The organism is Bradyrhizobium sp. KZN70725, from assembly GCF_055264925.1.
The window spans coordinates 108784-134747 of sequence record NZ_JBUYWT010000021.1; the positions used below are offsets into that span (position 1 = coordinate 108784).

The window sequence follows — 25964 nt, forward strand, 5'->3', positions numbered from 1 at the left end:
GATAGCGCCGCGCGCTGTGGAAAGCGGTTTGCGCTTCGACGACAACCACGCCAATATGCGCAAAACACACCAAGGCAATTGGAGAGACGATGGCAGCTCCCATCAAATTCGGCGTCGGACAAAGTGTGCGGCGCAAGGAGGACGACGCTCTGATTCGCGGCAAGGGCCGCTACACCGACGACGTTGCACCGTCTCCCGCATTGCACGCGCTGATGCTGCGCTCGCCGCACGCGCACGCGACCTACACGATCGATGCCGGCAAGGCCCGCGGCATGCCCGGCGTGGCGCTGATCCTGACCGCCGCCGACGTCGCCGAACTCGGCGGCCTGCCGTGCCTGTTCAATCTCGAAACCGATCCGTTCACCGCACCGCCTTATCCGATCCTCGCCAAGGACGAGGTGCGCCATGTCGGCGACGCGGTGGCCTTTGTGGTCGCCGACACCGTCGATCATGCCCGTGACGCGATCGAGGCGATCGACGTCAAATGGACGCCGCTGCCGGCGGCGGTCGGCCTCGTCAATGCGGTGAAGAAGGACGCGCCGCAGGTCTGGCCGGACAAGCCTGGCAATGTGCTGTTCGACGTCTCGATCGGCGACAAGAAGGCCGCCGAGGACGCGTTCGCCAAGGCGCATGCGGTGGCCGAGATCACCATCGTCAATCCGCGCGTCATCACAAATTTTATGGAGACGCGCGCCGCGGTCGCCGAATACGACGCCAAGAAGGATCATCTGACGCTGACGATCGGCAGCCAGGGCAGCCACCGCCTGCGCGAGATCCTCTGCGACATGGTCCTGAAGATGCCGAAGGAGAACATGCGGGTGATCTGCCCGGATGTCGGCGGCGGCTTCGGCACCAAGCTGTTTCCCTATCGCGAATATGCGCTGATCTCGGTGGCCGCGCGCAAGCTCAAGAAGAGCATCAAATGGACGGCCGAGCGCTCCGACCATTTCATGGGCGACGCGCAGGGCCGCGACAATCTCACCACCGCGAAGATGGCGCTCGCCGAGGACGGCAAATTCCTCGGCATGGATGTCGACCTGATGGGCGACATGGGCGCCTATCTCTCGACCTTCGCGCCTTACATCCCGCATGGCGGCGCCGGCATGCTGCCGGGCCTCTACGACATCCAGGCCTTCCACTGCCGGGTCCGCACCGTGTTCACCAACACGGTGCCGGTCGATGCCTATCGCGGCGCCGGCCGCCCGGAGGCCGCCTATGTCATCGAGCGCCTGGTCGATGCCGCCGCGCGCAAGCTCGGCATGACGCCGGACGCCATCCGGCGGAAGAATTTCATTCCGCCGAAGTCGCTGCCCTACACGACCGCGACCGGCAAGGTCTACGACTCCGGCGACTTCGTCGCGCATATGAAGCGCGCGATGGAGATTGCCAACTGGAAGGAATTTCCGAAGCGCGCCAAGGCCGCCAGGAAGGACGGCCTGGTGCGAGGCATCGGCATGGCAAGCTATGTCGAGGTCTGCGGCACGATGGGCGAGGAGACCGCCAACGTGGCGCTCGATCCCAATGGCGATATCTCGGTCCTGATCGGCACGCAGTCGAGCGGACAGGGCCACCAGACCGCCTATGCGCAGATCGTCGCCGAGCAGTTCGGCGTGCCGCCCGAGCGCGTCCATGTGCTGCAGGGCGATACCGACAAGATCGCGACCGGCCTCGGCACCGGCGGCTCGGCATCGATTCCGTCCGGCGGCGTCAGCGTGCAGCGGGCGACGCATGATCTCGGCAACAAGCTGAAGGAGCTTGCGGCGCATGCGCTGGAAGCCGGCGCCGGCGACCTAGAAATCGCCGACGGCCGCATCCGCATCGCCGGCACCGACCGCTCGATCAGCTTTGCCGATCTCGCCAAACGTCCCGGCGGCGATACGTCGAAGATGAATGCGAGCGCGACCTTCGCCAGCGCCGACGGCACCTATCCGAACGGCACCCATCTCGCCGAGGTCGAGATCGACCCCTCAACCGGCATCATCAAGATCGTCAGCTACGTCATCGTCGACGATTTCGGCGTCACGCTCAATCCGCTGATGCTGGCGGGCCAGGTTCACGGCGGCGCGATGCAGGGCATCGGGCAGGCGCTGATGGAGCAGGCGGTGTACAGCCCGACCGATGGTCAGCTCGTCACCGGCACCTTCATGGACTATGCGCTGCCGCGCGCCTCCGACGGGCCGTCCTTCGTGTTCGAGACCCATAACGTGCCTTGCACGACCAACCCAATGGGCGTGAAGGGCGCGGGCGAGGCCGGCGCGATCGGCTCGTGCCCGGCGGTCGTCAACGCGATCGTCGAGGGGCTGCATCGCGAGTACAAGATCGACCACATCGACATGCCCGCCACGCCGGAACGGGTCTGGATCGCGATCCGCGAGGCGCAGCGCCGCCATAATCTCTGATAAATTGTCGCAGGCGGAATGAAGATTCCGCCTGCGGTGTTTTGCAAACCAGGCCGGCCGCAGATCGCGGACCGGGACAGAGCGGAATTGAGGGGTTTTGCCGATGAAGCGGATTGTCGTCGTTGCTGCGGTGCTGGCGTTCGGTGCCGGTGCAGTCGTTGCACAGCAGGATCAAGTCAAGAAGACCCAGGCCATGATGAAGGACAATGGCAAGAATGCGGGTGCGCTGTCGGCGATCATCAAGGGCGAAAAGCCCTACGACCAAGCGACCGTCAATGCCGCGCTGGCCCAGTTCGAGGATACCGCCAAGCAGCTTCCGACGCTGTTCCCCGAGAGCATGAAAGGCGTCAAGCTGGAAGGCGATTACGCCCCTTCGCCGAAAATCTGGGAAGACAAGGCGGGCTTCGCGCAGCAGTCCGCGAGCTTCGCGAAGGTCGTCACCGATGCCAAGGGCAAGATCAAGGACGTCGATACGCTGAAGGCCGAGCTGGGCGTGATCGGCAAGCAGTGCGGCGGCTGCCACGAGACCTATCGCGTCAAGAAGGGCTGATCGCCATTCCATCAACGAAAAGGGCGGACGCTTTAGGGCGTCCGCCCTTTTTTGTGTCGGCCGTTTCTTGTTGGCGTTGCGTCGCGAACGATTACTTCGTCACTTGTTATTTGGTCACCTGGCCGCGGATCTCGCCGCCCGGATTGGCCGCAGTGTGAACGTTGACATAGTACTTGCCGGCGAGCAGATCGGCGGCCTGCGCGTCGGTCAGCGTGGCGCTGCCTTCGACCGGGCTCGACGTCGCGTTCGGGATCGCGACTGCGACACCGGAATTCTTGCCGGCCTCGGCGGGGCCGTGGAAATGCGCGGCGGTAGCCGGACCCGACAGGCCGGAATAGGTCAGCTTCCAGCTCAGCTTCTTGCTGGCGGCATCGTAGTCGATGTCGGCGGTGCCGGTGGCGGCGCTGGTATTCGGCGGCACTTCGCTCTTACCATCCAGCTTCGCCGTGAACTTCTCGGCAAAGGCAGGACCGGCGAAGGCGATGGCGGCGCCGAGCGTCAGCGTGGCAAGCAAGGTCTTGTTCGACATGGTTCTCTCCCCTTTGACGTCACAGGATGGTTGCAATCTTCAAACAGCAGCTTTTCGGATTTATTCCCCAAATGATCGTGGGTGCGGCAAATTTGATGCGAGCTTGTCCGACTGGTTGCCATCATACTGGTCCATGAACTGACGCGACCAATGGCGGATCGGTGAATGCTGCGACGAATTTTCCTCCTGGCGATTCTGGCCGGCGTAATCGGCTTCGGCGTGTTCTGGTGGCTGACGATCCCCGCGACCGTTGCCGCCGACGCGCTGCCTGCCTATCAGCCTGACCTGGCCAACGGCCTCACAACGTTCAATGCCGGGGGATGTTCCTCCTGCCATGCCGTGCCGAAGCAGGACGACCGCACGAAGCTCGGCGGCGGGCTCGCGATCCCCTCGCCATTCGGCACCTTCTATGCGCCGAACATCTCGTCCGACCCGAACGACGGCATCGGCCGCTGGAGCGAGGCCGATTTCGTCACCGCGGTCATGAAGGGCACCTCGCCATCGGGCGCGCACTATTTCCCGGCGTTTCCGTATCCGTCCTATCAGCACGCCAGGGTCAGCGATGTGCGCGACCTGTTCGCCTATCTGAAGACCTTGCCGCCGGTCGCCGGCAAGGTGCGCGACCACGATTTGCCGTTTCCCTTCAACATCAGGCGCAATGTCGGGGTCTGGAAATTCCTGTTCATGAACGGCAAGCCGTTCATCGCGGATGCAAGCCGCTCGGCGCATTGGTACCGCGGCGCCTATCTCGTCAACAGCTTCGGCCATTGCGCCGAGTGCCACAGCCCGCGCAATGTCCTCGGCGGCATCGTCACCGCGCAGCGCTTCGCCGGTGGTCCGAATCCGGAGGGCGAAGGCTGGGTGCCCAACATCACGCCGAGGGGGATCTCGGACTGGAGTGTGAAGGATATCGCCTATTTCCTCGAGAGCGGCCAGACGCCGGACGGCGACTCGGCCGGTGGGTCGATGGTGCGCGTGATCCGCAACACCTCGCGACTGTCGTCGTCTGACCGCGACGCGATTGCCGAGTACATCAAGTCGCTGCCGCCGGTCGAGGGACCGCCGAAGCCGGTCAAGAAGGAGAAGGAATTGTAAAGCGGGATGGGTTTGGTTGAATCGGCTCGCCGCGGTTTCGGTTCACCTCTCCCAAGGAAGAGGTGAACTTTCGACCGTTCAAGCTCGACCTGATCTCATCATGCTCTCGCGGGCGCGTCCTACTTCGCGCCGAACGCCTTGAAGGTGATGATGGTGAGGGTGTCCTGGATGCCCGGGATCACCTGAACCTTCTCGTTGATGAAATGGCCGATGTCGGTGTCGTGGTCGACGTAGAACTTGACCAGGAGGTCGTAGTTGCCCGCGGTGGAATAGATCTCGGACGCAATCTCGGCCTCCGCCAGTGCGTTGGCGACGGTGTAGGACTGGCCGAGCTTGCATTTGATCTGGACGAAGAAAGGAACCATCAAAGTCGTCTCCGGGGATTTCCGCGACTATAGGCCCAAAACGGGCGGCCAAGGCAAGGGGCGAGGCAGGGGGGCAAGGTGAGGCCAACTTGCGGTAAAGTCAGGCGAACTTGCTGCCGATCGGCGGCCGGGCTAGGACAGGCCATGGTCTTGTTCGTGATGGTCTCATTCGTATCAACCGCCGGTGCTGCAAGATGACGCCGGTCGCGCTCACCATTGCCGGCTCGGACTCCTCGGGCGGGGCGGGCATCCAGGCCGACCTCAAGAGCTTTGCCGCGCTCGGGGTCTATGGCGCCTCCGCGATCACGGCGCTGACCGCGCAGAACACCATGGGGGTCAGCGGCATCCATCCGGTGCCCGCGTCATTCGTCACCGCCCAGATCGATGCGGTGTTCTCCGACCTCGAGGTCGGCGCGGTCAAGATCGGCATGGTGGCGCAGGCCGACACGATCGCTGCGATCGCCGATGGGCTGAGGCGCTGGGCGCCGCGCCATGTCGTGCTCGATCCGGTGATGGTCGCAACCTCCGGTGATCGGCTGCTTGCCGCCGAGGCGGTCGATGCGCTGAAGGTCCTGCTGTTTCCGCTGGCCTCGCTGATCACGCCGAACCTGCCGGAAGTGGCGGCGCTCTTGAACGAGCCGGTTGCCTCAAGCGAGGCCGACGTCGAGCGACAAGGCAAGCGATTGCTGGCGATGGGATGTCGCGCGGTGCTGGTCAAGGGCGGCCATGGGCACGGCGCCGAGAGCATCGACTATCTGATCGACGCCGAGCACAGCATCGCGCTGGCTGCGCCGCGGATTGCGACCGCCAATACGCATGGCACCGGCTGCTCGCTGTCCTCGGCAATCGCAGCAGGGCTCGCGAAGGGCGAGAGCATGGAGACCTCCGTGCGCAACGCCAAGGCCTGGATCACGCAGGCGATCGCCGAAGCCGATCGCTTCGCCGTCGGCCACGGCCATGGGCCGGTGCATCACTTTCACAAATATTACTGACGCTCTTGTAGCCCGGATGGAGCGCAGCGAAATCCGGGACCAGTTCATCCGCGGATGCAGGACCCCGGATTGCGCTTCGCTCCATCCGGGCTACGCATTCGATCACTTCGCTGTCCCATCGCGCTGTGCAGGCAACACAACGCCTCTTCCCCACAGCCGGGACCGCCGATGTCGCCAGATTGTCGCACGCTGCTGTTATCCGCAGAGAAGCGGCGTACTGCTGATTCTCGTTAACTGTTTGTGGGGCCTTGGGTCGCGGGGATCGTCATCGCCTTGTCACAGGAATCTGTTAGGTGCACAGGCATGGGAAGTGACTCCTTGAGTGAAGAAAGTCCCGAGCGGCACTTTCGCACTTTGTTTATCTCCGATGTCCATCTCGGAGCCCGCGGTTCGCAAGCCGACCGCCTGCTCGACTTCCTCCGTTCTCACGATGCCGACACGATCTACCTCGTTGGTGATATCGTCGACGGCTGGGCGCTGAAGTCGAACTGGTACTGGCCGCAGACCCATAATGATTTCGTGCAGAAGATGCTGCGCAAGGCGCGCAAGGGCGCCAAGGTGATCTACGTCCCGGGCAACCACGACGAGTTCCTGCGCAAATATTACGGCACGCATTTCGGCGGCATCGACGTGGTGGAGAACACCGTTCACACCGGCGCCGACGGCAAGCGCTACCTCGTGATCCACGGCGACATTTTCGATCTCGTGGTGCAGAACGCGCGCTGGCTCGCTCATCTCGGCGACAAGGCCTACGACTTCGCGATCCAGATGAATCGCTTCGTCAACTTCTTCCGCAAGATGTTCGGCGTGCGGTACTGGTCGCTGTCGCAATGGGCCAAGCTGAAGGTCAAGAAGGCGGTGAACTATATTGGCGCGTTCGAAGCGACGCTTGCCGGCGAGGCGCGGCGTCACGGCTGCGACGGCGTGATCTGCGGCCACATCCACTACGCGACGATTCATGACGAGCACGGCATCCGCTACATGAATTGCGGCGACTGGGTGGAGAGCTGCACCGCGCTCGCCGAGCACGAGGACGGCCATTTCGAGATCATCGCCTGGACCGACCCGGTGCGCCGGATCGCGCCGGTTCCGCGAGTGACGGCACGCGCTGCATGACGCATATCCTGGTCGCGACCGATGCGTGGCATCCCCAGGTCAACGGGGTTGTCCGCACGCTGACCATGATGGCACAGGCGGCGAAATCGCTCGGCGTCGAGGTGAGCCTCCTGACGCCGGACGAGTTCCGCACCTTCGCGATGCCGAGCTATCGCGATCTCCGGCTGGCGCTGCCCTACCGGGCCAAGGTCGCAAGTCTGATCGAGGCGGCGAGGCCCGACAGCATCCATATCGCGACCGAGGGCCCGATCGGGCTTGCGGTGCGCCGCTATTGCCGCAAGCGCGGCCTGCCGTTCACGACGAGCTTCCATACCCGCTTCCCCGAATACGTCTCGGCGCGGACGCCTGTCCCGGAAGCCTGGGTGTGGCACGCATTGCGTTGGTTCCACCGGCCGAGCCGGGCGGTGATGGCGGCGACCCCGGCGCTGTCGGCCGAGTTGCGTCAACGCGGCTTCCGCAACGTGGTGCTGTGGTCGCGCGGCGTCGATACCTCACTGTTCCATCCGCGCGACGTCGATCTCTGCCTGCCGCAGCCGGTCTATCTCAGCGTCGGCCGGGTGGCGGTGGAGAAGAATCTCGAGGCCTTCCTCGATCTCGATCTGCCGGGAACCAAGGTCGTGGTCGGCGACGGCCCGGCGCGGGCGGCGCTGGAGCGGAAATATCCGGACGCTGTGTTCCTCGGCGCCCGCCATGGGGAAGAATTGGCTGAGATCTACGCCGCGGCCGATGTATTCGTTTTCCCGAGCCGTACCGATACGTTTGGTCTGGTGCTGCTTGAAGCATTGGCGAGCGGCCTGCCGGTTGCCGCTTTTCCGGTCACCGGTCCCCGCGACGTGATCGGCGCGGCGCCGGTCGGCGTGCTCGACGAGGATCTGCGCCATGCCTGCCTGGAGGCGCGCAGCATCCCGCGGCAGGCCTGCGTCGACTTTGCCGCGCTCCACACCTGGCAGGCGTCGGCCCGGGTGTTCATCGATCGCTGCATGAACGTCCGCCCCGCGCCGCCGGACGGCGAGGGGGAGGCGTTCGAATTTGGTGCCGAAGAGCACCATTTTGTGGCCCTGCCGGCGACCCAGCCCACCTCACGCTAGTCAGGTCACGCTAAAGCGTCTTGCCCGCCAGCCTGGCGCCGCGATACAAATCGCGAATGACGGACACCGTTCTCAATCCACCCGTCGCTGCCGCGGACATCGATGCCGCCGCAAGGGTGGTCGCGCCGTTCGCGGTGCGCACGCCACTCCTGACCTTCCCCGTTCTCAACGAACGCGTCGGCAGCCAGGTCTTCCTCAAGCCCGAAATGCTGCAGCGGACCGGATCGTTCAAGTTTCGCGGCGCCTTCAACAAGCTCGCCTCGATCCCGCAGGACAAGCGGAGCGGCGGCGTCGTCGCGTTCTCCTCGGGCAACCACGCCCAGGGCGTCGCTGCGGCCGCCAAGATCCTCAACATGCAGGCGACCATCGTGATGCCTGCGGACTCGCCGATCACCAAGCGCGAGCGCACCAAATCCTATGGCGCCGAAGTCGTGCTCTACGACCGCGATCGCGACGACCGCGAGGCGATCGCCAACGGCATTGCCGGCAAGCGTGGCGCGACCTTGGTGCGCCCCTACGATGATCCCTTCGTGATCGCGGGCCAGGGCACCGCCGGCCGCGAAATCGCCGAGGACATGGCTGCGCTCGGACTGACGCCCGACATCGTGGTCGCACCGGCTTCAGGCGGCGGATTGATCGCGGGTGTTGCGACCGCGGTGAAGGCGAAATATCCGCAGGCCCAGGTGATCGTCGCCGAGCCCGCGGGCTATGACGATCATGCCCTTTCGCTCAAGGTCGGCCATCGCGAGGCGCATGCGGTTGCGCCGCGCACCATCTGCGATGCGCTGATGGCGATGATGCCGGGCGAACTGACCTTCGCCATCAACAGCAAGCTGCTCGCGAATGGCGTCAGCGCCTCCGACGACGAGGTCGGCGCCGCCGTCGCCTTTGCCTATCGCGAGCTCAAGCTCGTGGTCGAGCCCGGCGGCGCGGTCGGACTCGCGGCGCTGCTCGCCGGGCGGATCGATGCCAAGGGCAAGAACGTCGTCATCGTGCTGTCGGGCGGCAATGTCGACGCCGACCTGTTCGCGAAACTGGTTGCCTGACACCGGGTTAGGCACAGATGCTGCCGCGGTACATGAGCTGGCTCACGTTGCGCGTGCGGTCCATGGGACATGAATGCTTCGCGCCAGTCGTCGTGCGGGTCAAGCCCGGCAATGACAGGATATGAACAGTCGAGGCTACGAGAAGAACGCGATCTTCTCGGCCTGGCTCATGCGACGGATTGGCGCGAGCGGGTCGTTGGCCGCAACAGTCGGCCTTTTCAGAAGGCCGCTGGCGATGATGGTCGAACCGAGTGAGATCTCTGCTGCGGGCGCAGAGGCCGGCTCAACGGCGGGCGGGAGAGGCGGCGACATTACCGGTGTCTCGGCAATCGGCGCTGCGGCCAGCGGCTCGATCTTGACTTTGGCTCTGACCTCGACCTTCGGTGCGGGCGCCGGTGCGGGCTCGGGCTGAATGGCCGGCGCAACCATTTCGGGCTCGGCCGCCATTGCCTCAGCGACGCGCATCTCCTCGGCGGCGCGCATTTCCTCCGCGATCGCCTCTTCGTCGATCGGATCGGGCGCGCCCATCTCCATCGCGATCAGGTCGAGCACCGCCTCGTCATGGGCGTCGGCCGCCGTCTCGTCGGTGACGCGGGCGAGTTCCGCGGCCTCGGCTTCGGCCAACGCGGCTTCAGCCTTGAGCCAGGCTTCGCTCGGCTGCGGCATCACGGCCGCGGCAACATCAATGCTCGGCGTAGCTGCAGGCATCGCAGCTTCGGCGGGCGGCGTCGCAGCGGCTTCCTGAGGCGGCCCCGGCGGTGTGGCCGCGACAGTCGCGTCGGGCGCAGCGCTTTCCGCCACTGGTTGCGGCGAGGGAGCAGAGGCGGGCGGTTCCGTGACAGGCGCCTCCGCCACCGGTGCTTCGGCCACATCAGGTTCTGCCGCGGGCGCCGCCTGCTTGTCCGGATCGAATTCGCTGAGCCGGCGCGCCAGCACCGCGAAGGCGGCATCCAGCACAGCCTTGGCATCGTCGATCGAGACCTCGGCAGCACCGGCCTCGATCGCGCTGACCTGCGAATCGATGATGTCGCAGATCCGGCCGTCATTGCCGATCTCGCGCAGCCGCCAGGAGATCTCCCTGATCACCCGCACGCCCTTGCGCACCGGCGCGAGGCTCTGCTCGAAGCTGATGCCCTCGAGCGCGGCGATGGCTGAGGCCTGGGTAGCTTCGATTGCGCCGCGCAGGGCGGCCAGCGCCTGCGCCTGTTGCTCGTCCCTGATCGCCGCCGCGGCGGCTTGCCGCTGTGCGCTGAGGCTTTCCTCGATCCGCGCCACGGCATCGAGCACCATGCGGGTATCGGCATTGCGGTTGCGCTTGGCGTATTCGCCGAGGAACCAGCGGCCCCGCGAGGTCTCCATGAAGGCCGCGCTGATCGCGGCATAGTCCTCCTCGCTCGGCAGGGCCGCGCGGGCGGATATCGGCGACAGGGCGAATGCTTCTTCGGCCATCACGATCTCTCCGCGCAAATCACTGCGCGTTACGCTAACGATCACCACGATATCGCGCGAATCGCAATTGAATTGATGTCTTCCGAATCACAAATCCCCATTGCAGCAAAGGTTGCATCGCGGCGATTCGCGCGCAGCCTTGCGGCATTCTATGCCACGCTGTTCGGCATGACCGGGGTTCACCTGCCGTTTTTCACGGTGTGGCTGAAGGCGGTCGGCATCGACGCCACCTGGATCGGCATCATCACCGCGGTGCCGCCGGTGACGCGCTTCACCGTGCTGCCGCTGGTCACTGCGGCGGCGGAGCGGCGCCAGATGCTGCGCGGGGCGATCATCGCCACCGGATTCGCTACGGCGTTCGGTTTTTCCGTGATCGGCACCCAGCACCAGCCGTTCGTGCTGCTGGCGATCTATGCGCTGACCTGCTGCGTCTGGACGCCAATGGTGCCGCTCACAGACGCCTATGCGCTGCGCGGCGTCAGGCAATTCGGCCTCAGCTACGGACCGCTGCGGCTCTGGGGCTCGGCCGCCTTCGCGGTCAGCGCGCTGCTGAGCGGCTTCCTGCTCCGCTATGTCGCGGAGGTCGACCTGATCTGGATCATCACGGCCGTGACGGTGCTCGGCGCGCTGGTCGGGTTGACGCTGCGGCCGCTGGGCCGCCCGGTGGCAGCCGCCACACCTGCGGCCGGCGCGCCAAAACTGCTGCGCAATCCCACCTTCCTCGCTATCATCGTCTCCTCGGCGCTGATCCAGGGCAGCCACGGCGCCTATTATATCTTCGCATCGATTGCCTGGCAGCAGGCCGGCTTCAGCGGCCTGACGATCGCTTGCCTCTGGGTGCTCGGCGTGATCGCCGAGATCGTGCTGTTTGCGGCCTCGCCGCGCTTCACGCTGCCGTCGGCTGTGCTGGTGATGATCGCGGCCGCCAGTGCCGCGGCGCGCTGGGCGATCACCGCGCAGGACCCGCCGCTTGCGGTGCTTGCAGTTGTGCAGCTCGGACATGGACTGAGCTTCGGCCTGACCCAGGTCGGCATCATGGGCCTGATGGTGCATCACGTGCCGGTTCACGTGATGGCGCGCGCGCAGGGCTATCTCACCGCCTGCGGCGGCATTGTCGCGAGCACCACGGCGATCGTCAGCGGCATGGTCTATGCGCGCTTCGGGCTCGGCGTCTACGACATGATGGCCGCGATGGCGGCCACGGGCGGGCTCGTGATGTGGCTGGCGCGCAAGCGTCTCACCGATTAGCCCCAGAGTGCGGCGTCGGGCGGATAGACCAGGCTGCCCTCGTAGCGCAGGCCGTGGTCGCGATCCTTCGCCAGCAGCAACGGGCCGTCGAGATCGACGAAGCGCGCGGCTTGCGCGATCAGCATCGCCGGCGCCATCGCGAGCGAGGTCGCGACCATGCAGCCGATCATGATCTCGAAGCCGAGCGCGCGGGCGGCATCCGCCATCGCCAGCGCTTCGGTCAATCCGCCGGTCTTGTCGAGCTTGATGTTGACGGCGTCATAGCGGCCGCGCAGGCCGGCAAGCGAGCCGCGGTCGTGTACGCTCTCGTCGGCGCAGACCGCAACCGGCCGCCTGATCCGCGCCAGCGCCTCGTCCTTGCCCGCCGGCAGCGGCTGCTCGATCAGGGTGACGCCGGCATCGGCGCAGGCAGCGAGATTGGCGGCGAGGTTGTCCTCCGTCCAGGCCTCGTTGGCGTCGACGATCAGCTCGGATCGAGGCGCCGCCTTGCGCACGGCGGCGATCCGCGCGCCGTCGCCGTCGCCGCCGAGCTTGATCTTGAGCAACTGACGATGCGCGGCCTTGGCGGAGGCCTCCGCCATCGCCTCTGGCGTCCCGAGCGAGATCGTATAGGCGGTGGTGCGCGGTTCCGGTGCGGGCCGGCCGAGCAGGTTCCAGATCCGCCTACCGGCGCGTTTGGCCTCCAGGTCCGCCAGTGCGCAATCCAGCGCATTGCGGGCGGCGCCGGCAGCCATCCTGGCCTGCAAGGCGACGCGGTCCATGCCATTGGCGAGCGGCGCCTGCAGGGCCTGGATCGCCTGCAGCGTCGCCTCGGGCGTTTCGCCATAGCGCGGGTAGGGTACGCATTCGCCGCGGCCGGTGAGGCCGCCCTGGCTCAACTCGGCCACCACGACGACGGCCTCGGTCTTGGTGCCGCGGCTGATCGTGAAGGTCCCCGCGATCGGCCAGCGCTCGATCCGACCGGTCAGGGAAATCGCTCCGGATGGGGTGGAAGTCATTTTAAAGTCTACTATTTCCTGAACCGTAGCTTGCGACGCGCAGCCAACTATGGCTGGTTAGCGGCAGATTCGACAAGCCGATCCGGCAGCGCCGGAGATCAGCGTTAGCGGCAGCCAGCCGGCTTGAGGGGTAGGCAAAAGGTGAGCGGCGACCCGACACTGGAGCGGATAGCCCAAGGCGAAGGACTGGCGTTGTGCGCGGCGGGCGACTGGACGGCCCGCTTTGCTCCTGCGCTCGAGCGGATCGTCTCCGACGCGGAGAAGCTGCGCGGCAGCCGGCCGCACATCTTCATCGACGTGTCGCAGGTCGCGAACCTCGACACCTTCGGCGCCTGGCTGATCGAGCGGCTGCGCCGCAGCCTCAGCGACGCCACCGCCGAAGCCGAGATCGCGGGCCTGTCGGCCAATTATTCCAGCCTGGTCGACGAGGTCCGCCGCGTCGGCCCCGTGCCCGGGGTCGTCAGCGACCGGCTGTCGATCTCAGGCATGCTCGAGCAGATCGGGCGCACCGTGGCCGGGATCGGCGGCACCATCATCAGCCTCGTCGACATGCTCGGCGCGGTGCTGGCGGCCGCCGGGAAGGTGCTGATCCATCCGCGCAGCTTCCGCCTGACCTCGACGGTGCATCACCTCGAGCAGGTATGCTGGCGCGCGGTGCCGATCGTGGTGCTGATCACCTTCCTGATCGGCTGCATCATCTCGCAGCAGGGCATCTTCCATTTCCGCAGGTTCGGCGCCGACATCTTCGTGGTCGACATGCTGGGCGTCTTGGTGCTGCGCGAGATCGGCGTGCTGCTGGTCGCGATCATGGTCGCGGGCCGCTCCGGCTCGGCCTATACCGCCGAGCTCGGCTCGATGAAGATGCGCGAGGAGATCGACGCGCTGCGCACCATGGGCTTCGATCCGATCGAGGTCCTGATCCTGCCGCGCATGCTGGCGCTGGTGCTGGCGCTGCCGATCCTGGCCTTCCTCGGCGCGATGGCCGCGCTCTATGGCGGCGGCCTGGTGGCCTGGCTCTATGGCGGCGTCGATCCGGAGGCCTTCCTGCTCCGCCTTCGTGATGCCATATCGATCGACCATTTCATCGTCGGCATGGTCAAGGCGCCGGTCATGGCGGCGGTGATCGGTATCGTCGCCTGCGTCGAAGGCCTGGCGGTACAGGGTTCGGCGGAGTCGCTCGGACAGCACACCACCGCATCGGTGGTGAAAGGAATCTTCTTCGTGATCGTGATGGACGGCGTGTTCGCGATCTTCTTCGCCTCGATCGGGATGTGATCATGGCGGAAGAGGACAACGACGCCATCATCCGGGTCCGCGACATCACCGTTCAATTCGGCAACACGCGGGTGCTCGACGGCCTCAACCTCGACGTCAGGCGCGGCGAGATCCTCGGCTTCGTCGGGCCCTCGGGCGCCGGCAAGTCGGTGCTGACGCGCACCATCATCGGGCTCGTGCCGAAGGTCGCCGGCCGCATCGAAGTGTTCGGCGTCGATCTCGACGCCGCGAGCACCTCGCAGCGCCGTGCCGTCGAGCGCCGCTGGGGCATCCTGTTCCAGCAGGGCGCGCTGTTCTCCTCGCTCACGGTGCGCCAGAACATCCAGTTTCCGGCGCGCGAATATCTGCGCGTCTCGCAGCGGCTGCTCGACGAGATCATGGTGGCAAAACTCGTGATGGTCGGGCTGAAGCCGGAAGTCGCCGATCGTTATCCGTCGGAATTGTCGGGCGGCATGATCAAGCGCGTCGCGCTGGCGCGCGCACTCGCGCTCGATCCCGAGCTCGTGTTTCTCGACGAGCCGACCTCGGGTCTCGATCCGATCGGCGCCGGCGAGTTTGACGAGCTGGTGCGCACCCTGCAGCGCACTTTGGGGCTGACCGTTTTCATGGTAACCCACGATCTCGACAGTCTTTACACCGCGTGCGACCGTATCGCCGTTTTAGGGAACGGTAAGATCATTGCTGCAGGATCGATCGCCGACATGAAGGCGTCGCAGCATCCATGGCTGCAGCAATATTTCAACGGCAAGCGCGCCCGTGCCGTTGTGGCCTAGCCCATGATCCCGAAACCTGGAGCCGATTTTCGGACGAGATCATGCGCCAACAGGGAATTCGATGGGCTCGAGCACAGCTGGCTGCGCGCGGGCCCGAGAGTGATTAACGCGAGCAATTGATGGAAACGCGGGCGAACTACGTCTTGATCGGGGCTTTCACGCTGGCGGTGATCGCCGCCGCGTTCGGTTTCGTGCTGTGGTTCCAGAGCCTGCACACGACCAAGCAGCGCAGCCCCCTGCGGGTGATCTTCGAAGGTCCGGCGTCAGGCCTGCGCAACGGCGGCAATGTCAATTTTAACGGTATTCGGATAGGGGAAGTGGTCTCGGTGAAGCTCGACAACCCGCGACGCGTGGTTGCGCTGGCGATGATCGAGAACAACGCACCGCTCCGCAAGGACACCCTGGTCGGTCTCGAGTTCCAGGGTCTCACCGGCGTCGCCGCGATTTCGCTCAAGGGCGGCGAGGAGGCCGCCCCGCCGGTGCCGCTGGACGAGGATGGCATCCCGGTTCTGACCGCCGACCCGAATGCGCTGCAGGACGTCACCGAGGCGATCCGCGCCACCCTGCAAAACGTCAACCGCATCGTCGCCGACAATCAGCAGTCGGTGAAGAATTCGCTGAAGAATCTCGAGGTCTTCACCCAGGCCTTAGCGCGCAATTCCGAGAAGATCGACAACGTCATGCTCAAGGTCGACGGCGTGATGGGCAAGGCCGACAGCCTGATGCTTGGCCTCAATGCGATCGCAGGCGGCAACAATGGCAGCGAGCTGAACCTGATGGTGAAGTCGATCCGCGAACTCGCCGAGGATCTCGACAAGCGCTCCAATCTCCTGATCAACGACGGCCGCAGGACGCTGTCCGACATCAGCCGCGCCGTGAACAATTTCGACCGCAACCCGAGCCGGGTGATCTTCGGCGGCAGCAACAACGCCGCACCAGAGCCCGCGCCGGCTCCGGCGACCGCGCCCGGGCCGCGGCGGCGGCAATAAAGGGCGAATGGCGAACAGGTTCGCTGCCCTCTGGTCGCACAGTCATTCCGGGGTGGTCCGTAGGACCGAACCCGGAATCTCGAGATTCCGGGCTCGGTGCTTCGCATCGCCCCGGAATGACCCTGTCGAGTCTTCGTCGACGCGAATTTTCCAATCCCACCCAAAACAAAACGGAGGCCATGAGGCCTCCGTTTCCATTCGCTACACGCTTACTTTGCCGGCTTACCCCAGCCGTCCCGCGGCGTGCGCGAGCAGGGTGTAGACCAGCCCGGTCTCCGAGGTCAGGTGGCTGCTCAGCTCCTGCTGGCCGCGGCCGTCGCGGGCGACTTCGTCGAGCAGGCGCTCGAACTCCGCGATGTAGCGGTCGACCGTCTGCTTGAAGCCGCGGTCGGAGCGGTACTTGCGGGCCACCTCATCGAAAGCCTTCTGGCCGGCCGGCGTGTAGAGGCGCTTGGAGAACGCCTTGTTCTCGCCGCGCTGGTAGCGATCCCACATCTCGGCCGCAAGCGTGCGGTCCATCAGCCGGCCGATGTCGAGCGACAGCGACTCCAGCGGATTGACCGGCTGCTGCTGCGGACGCGGGCGCTGCTGGGCGTCGCGGCTCTGCGGGGCAGGCGGCGGTGCGTCGCTGCGGTTGAGCAGGTCGGACAGCCAGCCGTCGCCGTTGTTGTTGGAGCCTGCCGGGCTGACCGGCGGGGCCTCGGTGCGGCGCGAGCTCGCCATGCCGAGATCCGGCGGCGGCAGCGTCGAGGCGCTGTTGCCGTTGTCCCGCATGCGCACATCGCCGCGGCCGCCGGCGGCAGCCACCACCGGCTCCTCGTGGCGAACGCTGGCGCGGTTGGTCGAGACCACGTCGAGTCCGCGGCCGTGATGAGCGACGATGCGGTTCAGCTCGGCCAGCGCCTCGATCTGATCGACGATCACCTTGCGCATCTGCGCGGTGTTCTCGGCGGCCTCCTGCGGCATCTCGAGCACGCCGCGGCGAAGCTCGTTGCGGGTGGCCTCGAGCTCGCTCTGCATCTCGCTCGCCATCTGCTTCATCGCCGTGACCATCGCGGAGAACTTCTCCGTCGATTCCTTGAACATCGCATCGGTCTCGGCATTGCTCTGCTGGTAGAGGTCGTTCATGGCGTCGACGGTCTGCTGACGCTCGTTCTCGGCCGCCTGGCGCACCGCCTCGAACTGCCTGCTGATCGCAGCCGAACCGGCGCCTGCGGTCTCCGCCACCACGCGGGCGATGTCGCGGGCGCGTTCCTCGGCCGCTCCGAGCGATTCATCGAGCAGCCCGGTGAAGCGCGACAGCCGCTGGTCGAGATCGGTGGTGCGAAGGTCGATGGTCGTGACCAGCGCTTCCAGCGCGGACTTGCGCTCGCTGACGGAGGCCGTCGTCGAGCGGTTGGCCTGCTCGACCACGGCAGCCGCATCGATCAGCGCCTTGCCATGGGTCTCGAACTGGCTCGACAGCGCGCCGAGATCTTCCAGCGCCTTGCCGGTCTTGCTGTTGAACACCGTCAGTTGGTCTTCCAGCGTCTGGGTTGCCACGCCGTTGCGCGAGGTGACGTCGTTCATGGCGGACACGAAGTCGGCCACGCGGGTCACCAGAGCGCGCTCCAGCGAGTTGAGGTTGTCGTGGGCGCCGGTCAACACTTCCTGCAAGAGGATGTTGCCTTCGCGCAGCCGCTCGAACAGCGCGACCGTATCGGTGCGCAGGATCTTGCTGGTCTCCTGCATCTCCGTGACGGCCGAGATCGAGACCTGGCGCGACTGGTCGATCGCCGCGCGCGAAGCCTGCTCGAGCTCCTTGAGCGACTTCGCCACCGCGCCGGTCGCCTGATCGCCGGCCGAGGTGATGTTGCGCGCGACATCGCTGCCGTGGGCCGACATCGACTGCGAGAAGGCGAGGCCGCGGGTTTCGATCGCCTTCAGCGCATCCGCGGTGGCGCGATCCATGTCGCTCGACAGCTGCGTGGTCTTGGAGGTCAGCGCCTCGACCAGCGAGCCGCGGCGGCCGTCGACCATCTGCGACAGACGCTCGGTCTGCTGCTGCACATAGGTGACGATCTCGTCGGTCTTGCCGGTCATCGCCGAGCCGAAGGCGCTGGAGGCCGACAGCACCGAACGTTCGATGTCGGCGGAGGTCGTCTTGACCTTGGTCGAGACCTCGTTGGACATGGTGATCAGCGCGGCCTGCGCGTTCTGCGCCGAGGTCTGGATGTTGTCGGTGGTCTTGGCCGTGACCGCACCCAGCGCGCGCTCGATATCGGTCGAGAGCGTGCGGATCTGGGCGGCGGCATCGGCGGAGGTCGCCGCAAACGAGCTCTGGGCCTCGCGGGCGCTGCCCAGGATGGTCTGCGCAGTCTCCGCGCTGGCCGTGGTCAGTGACCGCTCGATCTCGGCGGAGATCTCGCGGATCTGGCTTGCGGCCTCGCTGGAGGTCGCCACGAACGAGCTCTGGGCATCGCGGGCGCTGCCGAGGATCGCCTGCGCGGTGTTGGTGCCGACCGAGGCCAGGGTGCGCTCGACATCGACGGCCAGCGACTTGACATGGTTGGCTGCTTCCGTCGACGCGGTGACGAGGGTGTTCTGCGCCTCGCGGGCGCCGGCCGTCAGCATCTCGACGGTGCCGGAGCCGGCCATCGACAGTGCACGCTGGATGTCGGCGGCAAGCGCCGACACCTTGGTCGCGGCCTCGGTCGACGCGTTGACCAGGGTGCTCTGGGCCTCACGCGCGCCTGACGTGATCGATTCCGCGGTGGCGGAGCCGGCCATCGACAGCGAACGCTCCATATCGGCCGCCAGCGAGCGGACCAGATCGGCGGCCTCCGTGGATGCGGCTGCCAGCGTGCTCTGGGCCTCGCGAGCGGAGGCGACGACGGCTTCCGCGGTGGCGGAGCCCGCCATCGACAGCGAGCGCTCGATGTCGGCCGACAGCGTGCGGACCAGGTTGGTGGCTTCGGTCGACGCGCCTGCCAGCGTGCTCTGGGCCTCGCGGGCGGAGGCGACGACGGCTTCCGCGGTTGCGGTGCCGGCCATCGAGAGCGAGCGCTCGACGTCGCTGGCGAGCGACTTGACCTGGCCGGTGACGTCGGTCGACGTCGAGATCAGCGTGGTCTGGGCCTCGCGGGCGCCGGTCATGATTGCCTCGGCGGCGGCAGAGCCGGCGGTCGAGAGCGAGTGCTGCACGTCGGCCGCGAGCGTGCGGACCAGGTTGGCGGCTTCGGTGGAAGCACCGGCAAGCGTGCTCTGAGCTTCGCGAGCGGAGGTGACGACGGCTTCCGCGGTGGCGGAGCCGGCCATCGACAGCGAACGCTCGACGTCGCTGGCGAGCGACTTGACCTGGCCGGTGACGTCGGTCGACGTCGAGATCAGCGTGGTCTGGGCCTCGCGCGCACCGGTCATGATCGCCTCGGCGGCGGCAGAGCCGGCCATCGACAGCGACTGCTCGACATCGCTGGCGAGCGACTTGACCTGGCTTGCGGCTTCGACAGAGGCGCTGACCAGCGTGGTCTGCGCGTCACGGGCGCCCGACAGCACGGAGGCTGCGGTGGCGCTGCCGGCCGCCTGCAGCGTGCGTTCGACATCCTCGGACAGTGCCTTGATCTGCGAGGCAACGTCGCCGGAGGCCGAGACCAGCGACACCTGGGCGTCGCGGGCACTGGTGAGGATCGAGTTGGCGGCGCTGGTGCCGACGGCGGTCAGCACGCTCTCAACCTCGGCCGAGCTCAGCTTGAGCTGGTTGCCGACGTCCGCGGACACGGTGAGCAGCGCCTGCTGCGCCGTGCGCGCGCCGGTCTGGATGGTTTCGCTGGTGTTGACCACGAGGTTGGTCAGCGAACGCTCGGCGTCCTCGACATGGGACTTGATGCTCGACGACAACAGCTCGGCGCGGGACATCAGGTCCTCGCTCGCCTGGCGGCCGCTGCTCTCGATGCGGCCGGCGACGGCCTCGACGCGCGAGCCCAGCAGGTCCTCGAATTGCGCGACGCGGGTGTCGATGTCGCTGGCGATGACGCCGACGCGGCTCTCGATGCCCTGCTGGATGTCGGCGAAGCGCGCCGAAATGGTGTCGGTCAGGTTCGCGCTGTGACCATTGATGGTGTCGGCGAGGCGGGTGCTGTGGCCGTTGAGGGTGTCGACCAGGCGGACGCTGTGGCCGTCGATGGTCTCGGTGACGCCGTTGATGCGATGGTCGACCGCGGCGATCGCCTGCACGGTGCCTTCGGTCAGGGTGGTGGTGAGCAGGCCAAGCCGCGAGTCGATCGACTGGATCGCCTGGGAGGCGCCGTCGGTCAGCTGGGTCGCGAGCGTGCCGAGATGGCCGTCGATGGTCTCGGTGACCGACTTGGCGCGGCTCTCGAAGGTGACCTCGAGGGACTTCATGCGGCGGTCGATCGCGTCATCGAGCGATTGCAGACGGCCGTCGAACGAGCCGATCTTGCTGGCGAGCGAACTGTCGAACGACGACAGCTTGTCGGTCAGCGAGGCGTCGAGATTGGTGACGCGGCTGCCGAGCGTGGTCTCGAACTGCAGCAGGCGCTGGTCGAGCGAGGCGGTGATCTCGCCGCTGTTGCTGGTGACACGGTGGTCGAAGGTGTCGACATAGGTCTTCAGGCTGTCGGCGATGTCCTGGGTCCGCTGGCCCATGCGCTCGACGATGTCGCCGCCGAAGGTCTTCACCGTGCGGTCGAATTCCGAGATGTGGCGGGTGATCAGCGCGCCGAGCGTGCCGGAGTCGCGGGCGAATTTCTCGGCGAGCTCGCTGCCATGGTTCCTCACCAGGTCGTCGAACGCGCTCATCTGCAGCGACAGCGAGTCGTGCGCGGTCTCGGTTTGGCCCACCACCTTGGCGACCAGCGAATTGACGGTGACGTCGAGCGCCTCGCTTGCCTTGTCGCCCGACGTCAGGATCTGGCCGGCGAGGCGGTTGCCGGCATCGTCGATCTTGCTGACGAGGTCGTTGCTGCGCAGCTCGAGCTCGAGCAGCAGCGAGTCCGCAGAGTTCTTCAGGGAGTCGTGGACCTCTTCGGTGCGATCGGAGATGCCGTCGACGATGACAGACGAACGCTGCTCGAACTCGCCGGTGATGCGGTCGATGCGCTCGTTGAGCAACTGGTGGACGCGATCGGCCAGATCGACGAACTCGTCATGGACGTGGCCGGTCTTGAAGTTGAGGCTGGTGGTCAGCCGTTCTGAGGCGTCCATCACCGCGCGCGTGGTCTCGGCGCTGGCTTCCTCCAGACGGTCGAGCAGGTCGCCGCCGCGCTCGCCGAGCGCGAGGATCATGTTGTCGCCGGCATGGCTCAGCGCGGTCGTGATGTGCTGGCCGCGCTCTTCCAGCGCGCCGGTGATGCTCTTGGCGACCTCGTCGACGCGCGAGGCGATCGCGTCCGAGATCAGCGCGATGTCGTGGCGCAGGTCGATCTGCACGCCGGAGATCGCGCTGCGCACCTGCTCGGCCTGGCCGACCAGGTTGTCGCGCTGGTGGGCGATGTCCTGCAGCAGCGCGCGGATGCGCACCTCGTTGTCGGAATACGCGCGTTCCAGTGCCGCGACCTCGTTGGCGACGAGGGTCTCGAGTTCGCCGGCGCGCGCGATCGCGCGCTCGACGCCGTCGCCCATCGCCGCGACCTCGCGGCGGATCGCCTGGCCGACCGTCACCATGGAATCGGCGGCGGCGTTTTCCGGCTCGGAGAATCGCATGGCGACCTGCGCCATCGATTGCGCGATCATCTGCATGCGCTGACCGTGCGCGGCGAGGCTGGCGAGATAGTAGAACAGCAGGATCGGTACGGCGAACAGCGCGGCAAGGCCGGCGAGCACCAGGACGCCGGTGCCCTGAGCCATCGAGGCCTGCAGGGCCGGCCAGAACGCGATGGTGAGGATGACGCCGCCCAGCAGCCAGGCGCCGGAGCAGACAAAGAACAGCGTGAAGGCGTTGCGCGCGCGTCCTCCCTGCAGCGTCTGCAGCATCTGGCCGATGGTTTCGCGATCATCATTGGCGGCGCGGCGCGGCGCGCGCGGTTCTTCGATCGGCTCGAACGCCGAACGATCGGAATTACTCGGACGCGACTCGAACGATGTGGCTGAAAAATCGGCAGCGGGCGGCAGGTTCGGCGGCGCGGCGCCTTCGTTGAGGGGGCTGCGATTCTCCGCGCCCTGTTCGCTGATGTTGAGGGCTTCCTGGATGGCAGAAAGCGCGACTTCGGTGGGGTCTTTGACCTTCTTGGGAGTGTTCGCCATGTTCAGTCTGAGCCCTCTCACTATTTTACGCGTCGGCGAGCCTGCGATCGTCCCCACGCAAGCTCGAAGCCGGTGCCCACAAGCGGAGCGCAAGCCGGCCCCCTCGGCGGCTTGTCCGCTACATCCGCAAACATCCTATTGGGAGAGCGATGCGAATGAAATGCTTGCGATTAATACTTTCTTAATCATCGTTAACAGCTTTGCGCCATAAGGCCTTATGGGCACTCGAAATTCCCGCTGCAGAGCGTCGATTGTGTCCAGAAATTGTCCAGAATCGGGCGGTTTTGCCGATCATCCCAACAACAATCCGTTAACCAGTTTCGTGATTGGCTGGGGCAACGATCCGCCGGCGAGGGCCGGCGGAGACGACAGGGACAGGCCATGCCGCTTCACCTCGAACGGGTCGAATGGACGCAATCGCCGCCGCTGGCGCCCGGCGCCGGGCCGATCGACGTCGATCATCTTCAGCGCATGACGCTGGGCGATCCGGGCCTCGAGCGGGAAGTGCTGGCCATGTTCTCGACCCAGTCGGCCCGGATCCTCGGTGAACTGGCCGCCTTGCCGCCCGAGGCGGCGACCCATGCCCACACCCTGAAAGGATCGGCGCGGGCGATCGGCGCCTTCGGCGTCGCCGAGGCTGCTGCCCAGCTGGAGACCGCGCTGTCCGGCGGTTCCGATGCGGCCCAGCCGCTTGCCGCGCTCGGCGCCGCGATTGCCGAGGCGCGCACGGCGATCGAGCTGATCCTGGGCCGCGCCTAGGCGTCCGGCGTCTCGGCGGCCCGCTGCGACAGCTTGGGCGGCGTCCCAACCGGCGGGCAGGTTTTCGGTCTCCGCGCTAGCGCTGTGCGGATCGACCCGTTATACGACTGCCCGGGACCTTTCCATCCATCGTCCGGCGCATTCCGGCAGCACGAGCAATCATGGCCAAAATCCACTTTATCGACCATTCCGGCGAGAAACGCACAGTTGACATCGAGAACGGCGCGACGGTGATGGAAGGCGCGATCCGCAACGCCATTCCCGGCATTGAAGCCGAATGCGGCGGCGCCTGCGCCTGTGCGACCTGCCATGTCTATGTCGATGAAGCCTGGCGCGAGAAGGTCGGTGCGCCGTCGCCGATGGAAGAGGACATGCTGGATTTCGGCTTCGACGTGCGTCCGAATTCGCGGCTGTCCTGCCAGATCAAGGTGACCGACGATCTCGACGGACTGGTCGTGTCGACGCCGGAGCGACAGGCCTAGAGCCTTTCGTTCCGATTGAATCGGAACGAGGCTCTAGATTTTTGTTTTGACGCGTTTTCTTCACGCGAACCGGTATCCACTTCGCTTGAAAACGCTCTGCCGTCTCTATTCGCCGTCCGGATTCACTCCGCGACGGACCCAGCGGCGGAAGTTCTGCTTGACCTCCGCCGGCAGCGGCGTCGGCCTGCGCGTGGCCTCATCGATCATCACCGTGACCGCCTTCGCCGACGCCACGCATCTGCCTTCCGAAAACACCACCTGGTCGAAGTGGTCGATGTGCGTCCAAACTTGACGAGCCCGAGCCCGAGCTCGATCTGACCCGGCCAGTGCAGCTCGGCGCGGAAATGGATGTCGAGGCGCACCATGATCCAGCCGAGCCCCGCCGGCATCAGCCCCATGCTGCGGTCCTTTACCAGCGTGACGCGGCCGGTTTCAAAATAGCTCGCATAGACGGCGTTGTTGACGTGCCCGTTGGGGTCGAGATCGGCAAAGCGCACATTGTCGGACAGGCGATAGGGAAAGTCTTCCAGGCGCGGCGCATCGTCAGCACGGACAGGGGCATTCACGAGGGGGATCTCCGTCGGTTTCCCGCCCATACAGCCGACTTGCGCAGGCTCGGCAAGGGGTTGCCGCGCCAGCCGCTGTCCCTATTATGCATGTCGCGATCCGGCCCACTTGGCTGGACAGGCGAAAAAGCCGTCCAGTCGATTTCAACTGAAAAGAAGCGGACATGAGCGAAGCGATCAAGACCGATGTGCTGATTATTGGCGCGGGCCCCTGCGGACTGTTCGCCGTGTTCGAACTGGGCCTGCTCGACATGAAGGTGCATCTGGTCGACATCCTCGACAAGATCGGCGGGCAGTGTGCCGAGCTCTATCCCGAGAAGCCGATCTACGACATTCCCGGAATTCCCTTCGTCACCGGTCAGGGCCTCACCGAACAGCTGCTGGAGCAGATCAAGCCGTTCAATCCGACCTTCCATCTCAACGAGATGGTGGAGAGCATCGAGAAGATCGGCGATCCCTTGTTCCGCGTGAAGACCGATGCCGGCAAGGAGTTCGAGTGCAAGGTCGTCGTGATCTCGGCCGGCGGCGGCTCGTTCCAGCCGAAGCGCCCGCCGGTGCCGGGCATCGAGGCCTATGAAGGCACGTCGGTGTTTTATGCCGTGCGCAAGATGGAGCAATTCCGAGACAAGAACATCCTGATCGTCGGCGGCGGCGACTCCGCGCTCGACTGGACGCTCAATCTGCATCCGATCGCCAAGCGCATCACGCTGCTGCACCGGCGCGACGATTTCCGCGCGGCGCCGCACAGCGTCGAGCAGATGCGTGCGCTCGTTGCCGACGGCAGGATGGATCTGAAGATCGGACAGGTCACGGGGCTCGAAGGCGCCAACGGCCAGCTCTCGGGCGCGGCGCTCAAGGGCAACGACAATGCGGTCTCGACGATCGCCTGCGATACGATGCTGCCGTTCTTCGGACTCACCATGAAGCTCGGCCCGGTCGCGAACTGGGGCGTCGCGCTGGAGAACAATCTGGTGCCGGTCGACACCGCGGCGTTCGAGACCAACGTGTCAGGCATCTTCGCGATCGGCGACATCAACACCTATCCGGGCAAGCTCAAGCTCATTCTCTCCGGCTTCCACGAGGGTGCGCTGATGGCGCAGAAGGCGCACCGCTACGTGTATCCGGACAAGCGGCTGGTGTTCCAATACACAACCTCGTCATCGAGTCTGCAGAAGAAGCTCGGGGTGAACTGATTTCACTCGGCCAGAGACCAATGCCAGGGGCATGGGCCACTTCCTGCGCGGCTCCTGCGCGGCGCGGGCACTGGAACGCTCCGTGAAATGGCCGTAGTCTGCTTGTAGTCGAGTTGGTCGATTGATCAGGTGATGATGATGCGGAACACGCTATCCAGACTTCGGCTGATCCTCGCGATCGCCACGGCCTTTGCGCTAGCTGCTCCGCTTGCGGCCTCGGCGGCCGACCCGTCGGCTGCCGGCCTGTGGCAAAAGATCGAAGACGGCAAGCCCGAGGGCTGGTTCCTAGTGATCGAGCGCAATGGCCTGTTCGAAGGCATGATCGCAAAGATGTTCTCATCGCCCGGCGACCCGCCCAATCCGATTTGCTCGAAATGCACCGACGATCGCAAGGACATGCCGTGGCTCGGCATTCCCCTCATCCGCGACATGAAGCGCAACGGGCTCGCCTATGAAGGCGGCAACGTGCTCGATCCGCGCAACGGCAAGGTCTACAAGGCCAAGATGACGTTGAGCGCCGATGGTCAGACGCTGACGATGCGCGGCTTTCTCGGCATCTCGCTGTTCGGCAAGGATGAGGTCTGGACCCGGCTGCCTGACACCGCGGTGGCCCAACTCGATCCCGCGATCGTCGCCAAATATCTGCCGGCGCAAGCCGCCGTGGCGAAGCCGGCGGCGCCGGTGCCCGCGACGAAGCGGCACTAATCTTACTGTGTCATAAGTGGATCGGCGGGTCGCGCCCTTTGATGAGCCGGATGCAGCAAGGACACCTTTGCATGCGGCCGAGGAGCGCGACGCTCAAGCGGCGTCGC

The 25964-nt window shown here is 65.8% G+C and carries 20 protein-coding genes and 1 pseudogene; 15 read left to right on the forward strand and 6 right to left on the reverse strand.

Going from position 1 to position 25964, the window contains the following annotated elements:
- Positions 1-89: 89 nt before the first annotated feature.
- Together ACZBJS_RS21305 and ACZBJS_RS21310 are read left to right on the forward strand one after the other, a co-directional pair.
- On the forward strand, positions 90-2399 hold the full coding sequence (locus ACZBJS_RS21305; RefSeq protein WP_316397633.1) for a xanthine dehydrogenase family protein molybdopterin-binding subunit: 2310 nt from the start codon (positions 90-92) through the stop codon (positions 2397-2399).
- 103 nt (positions 2400-2502) lie between these two features.
- Entirely contained in the window at positions 2503-2949 is a 447-nt protein-coding gene (locus ACZBJS_RS21310; RefSeq protein WP_141340701.1) for a c-type cytochrome, read from the forward strand.
- A 106-nt stretch (positions 2950-3055) separates the two neighbouring features.
- On the opposite strand, the gene ACZBJS_RS21315 is transcribed toward ACZBJS_RS21310, so the two are convergent.
- The gene (locus ACZBJS_RS21315; RefSeq protein ID WP_076825748.1) at positions 3056-3478 is read right to left on the reverse strand and encodes a CHRD domain-containing protein; all 423 of its coding nucleotides are present in this window, start codon (positions 3476-3478) and stop codon (positions 3056-3058) included.
- Between the two features lie 165 nt (positions 3479-3643).
- Between ACZBJS_RS21315 and ACZBJS_RS21320 the strand changes: the two genes are divergently transcribed.
- Complete coding sequence (locus ACZBJS_RS21320; protein WP_463439115.1) at positions 3644-4573, forward strand: c-type cytochrome; 930 nt, start codon at positions 3644-3646, stop codon at positions 4571-4573.
- Between the two features lie 119 nt (positions 4574-4692).
- On the opposite strand, the gene ACZBJS_RS21325 is transcribed toward ACZBJS_RS21320, so the two are convergent.
- The gene (locus ACZBJS_RS21325) at positions 4693-4938 is read right to left on the reverse strand and encodes an Lrp/AsnC ligand binding domain-containing protein (RefSeq protein ID WP_016845986.1); all 246 of its coding nucleotides are present in this window, start codon (positions 4936-4938) and stop codon (positions 4693-4695) included.
- A gap of 194 nt (positions 4939-5132) precedes the next feature.
- Between ACZBJS_RS21325 and thiD the strand changes: the two genes are divergently transcribed.
- The 4 genes from thiD (at position 5133) to ACZBJS_RS21345 (ending at position 9180) form a co-directional block, all read left to right on the forward strand.
- The gene (gene thiD / locus ACZBJS_RS21330) at positions 5133-5930 is read left to right on the forward strand and encodes a bifunctional hydroxymethylpyrimidine kinase/phosphomethylpyrimidine kinase (protein ID WP_310880083.1); all 798 of its coding nucleotides are present in this window, start codon (positions 5133-5135) and stop codon (positions 5928-5930) included.
- A gap of 303 nt (positions 5931-6233) precedes the next feature.
- Positions 6234-7046, forward strand: coding sequence for a UDP-2,3-diacylglucosamine diphosphatase (locus tag ACZBJS_RS21335; RefSeq protein WP_463439116.1), 813 nt, complete (start codon positions 6234-6236; stop codon positions 7044-7046).
- Positions 7043-8134: a glycosyltransferase family 4 protein gene (locus tag ACZBJS_RS21340; RefSeq protein WP_463439117.1), complete on the forward strand. Its 1092-nt coding sequence runs from the start codon at positions 7043-7045 to the stop codon at positions 8132-8134. The genes ACZBJS_RS21335 and ACZBJS_RS21340 overlap by 4 nt, the downstream gene beginning before the upstream one ends.
- A 56-nt stretch (positions 8135-8190) precedes the next feature.
- Positions 8191-9180 (forward strand): threonine/serine dehydratase family protein, encoded by a 990-nt coding sequence (locus tag ACZBJS_RS21345; RefSeq protein WP_076825738.1) that lies wholly within the window; start codon positions 8191-8193, stop codon positions 9178-9180.
- Positions 9181-9315: 135 nt separating this feature from the next.
- Here ACZBJS_RS21345 and ACZBJS_RS21350 read toward each other — a convergent pair whose 3' ends face one another.
- Positions 9316-10629 carry a hypothetical protein gene (locus ACZBJS_RS21350; protein WP_463439118.1) on the reverse strand — a complete coding sequence of 438 codons (1314 nt, stop codon included), beginning with the start codon at positions 10627-10629 and terminating at the stop codon, positions 9316-9318.
- 75 nt (positions 10630-10704) lie between these two features.
- Here ACZBJS_RS21350 and ACZBJS_RS21355 point away from each other — a divergent pair, with 75 nt between their 5' ends.
- On the forward strand, positions 10705-11877 hold the full coding sequence (locus ACZBJS_RS21355) for an MFS transporter (RefSeq protein WP_316397627.1): 1173 nt from the start codon (positions 10705-10707) through the stop codon (positions 11875-11877).
- Here the strand turns inward: ACZBJS_RS21355 and dgcA are convergent.
- Positions 11874-12875, reverse strand: a complete 1002-nt coding sequence (gene dgcA / locus ACZBJS_RS21360; RefSeq protein WP_316397626.1) for an N-acetyl-D-Glu racemase DgcA — start codon at positions 12873-12875, stop codon at positions 11874-11876. The genes ACZBJS_RS21355 and dgcA overlap by 4 nt on opposite strands.
- 141 nt (positions 12876-13016) lie before the next feature.
- On the opposite strand from dgcA, the gene ACZBJS_RS21365 reads away from it, so the two are divergent.
- From ACZBJS_RS21365 to ACZBJS_RS21375, 3 genes are all read left to right on the forward strand, one after another.
- Positions 13017-14150 carry an MlaE family ABC transporter permease gene (locus ACZBJS_RS21365; RefSeq protein WP_316397625.1) on the forward strand — a complete coding sequence of 378 codons (1134 nt, stop codon included), beginning with the start codon at positions 13017-13019 and terminating at the stop codon, positions 14148-14150.
- Positions 14151-14152: 2 nt separating this feature from the next.
- Positions 14153-14923 (forward strand): ABC transporter ATP-binding protein, encoded by a 771-nt coding sequence (locus ACZBJS_RS21370; protein WP_028338275.1) that lies wholly within the window; start codon positions 14153-14155, stop codon positions 14921-14923.
- Between the two features lie 119 nt (positions 14924-15042).
- A complete protein-coding gene (locus ACZBJS_RS21375; protein WP_028341638.1) occupies positions 15043-15912 on the forward strand; it encodes an MlaD family protein in 870 nt (289 codons plus the stop codon).
- A gap of 222 nt (positions 15913-16134) precedes the next feature.
- Here ACZBJS_RS21375 and ACZBJS_RS21380 read toward each other — a convergent pair whose 3' ends face one another.
- Positions 16135-22152, reverse strand: coding sequence for an apolipoprotein A-IV repeat region-like domain-containing protein (locus ACZBJS_RS21380; RefSeq protein ID WP_463439119.1), 6018 nt, complete (start codon positions 22150-22152; stop codon positions 16135-16137).
- Between the two features lie 381 nt (positions 22153-22533).
- On the opposite strand from ACZBJS_RS21380, the gene ACZBJS_RS21385 reads away from it, so the two are divergent.
- Positions 22534-22911, forward strand: a complete 378-nt coding sequence (locus ACZBJS_RS21385; RefSeq protein ID WP_316397624.1) for an Hpt domain-containing protein — start codon at positions 22534-22536, stop codon at positions 22909-22911.
- A gap of 161 nt (positions 22912-23072) precedes the next feature.
- A complete protein-coding gene (locus ACZBJS_RS21390) occupies positions 23073-23393 on the forward strand; it encodes a 2Fe-2S iron-sulfur cluster-binding protein (protein WP_016841525.1) in 321 nt (106 codons plus the stop codon).
- A 105-nt stretch (positions 23394-23498) separates the two neighbouring features.
- Here ACZBJS_RS21390 and ACZBJS_RS21395 read toward each other — a convergent pair.
- Positions 23499-23959, reverse strand: a pseudogene (locus ACZBJS_RS21395) (acyl-CoA thioesterase).
- Positions 23960-24123: 164 nt separating this feature from the next.
- On the opposite strand from ACZBJS_RS21395, the gene ACZBJS_RS21400 reads away from it, so the two are divergent.
- Together ACZBJS_RS21400 and ACZBJS_RS21405 are read left to right on the forward strand one after the other, a co-directional pair.
- Positions 24124-25152, forward strand: coding sequence for an NAD(P)/FAD-dependent oxidoreductase (locus tag ACZBJS_RS21400; RefSeq protein WP_057016688.1), 1029 nt, complete (start codon positions 24124-24126; stop codon positions 25150-25152).
- 138 nt (positions 25153-25290) lie between these two features.
- Positions 25291-25857: a DUF2147 domain-containing protein gene (locus tag ACZBJS_RS21405; RefSeq protein ID WP_316397623.1), complete on the forward strand. Its 567-nt coding sequence runs from the start codon at positions 25291-25293 to the stop codon at positions 25855-25857.
- Positions 25858-25964: the final 107 nt, after the last annotated feature.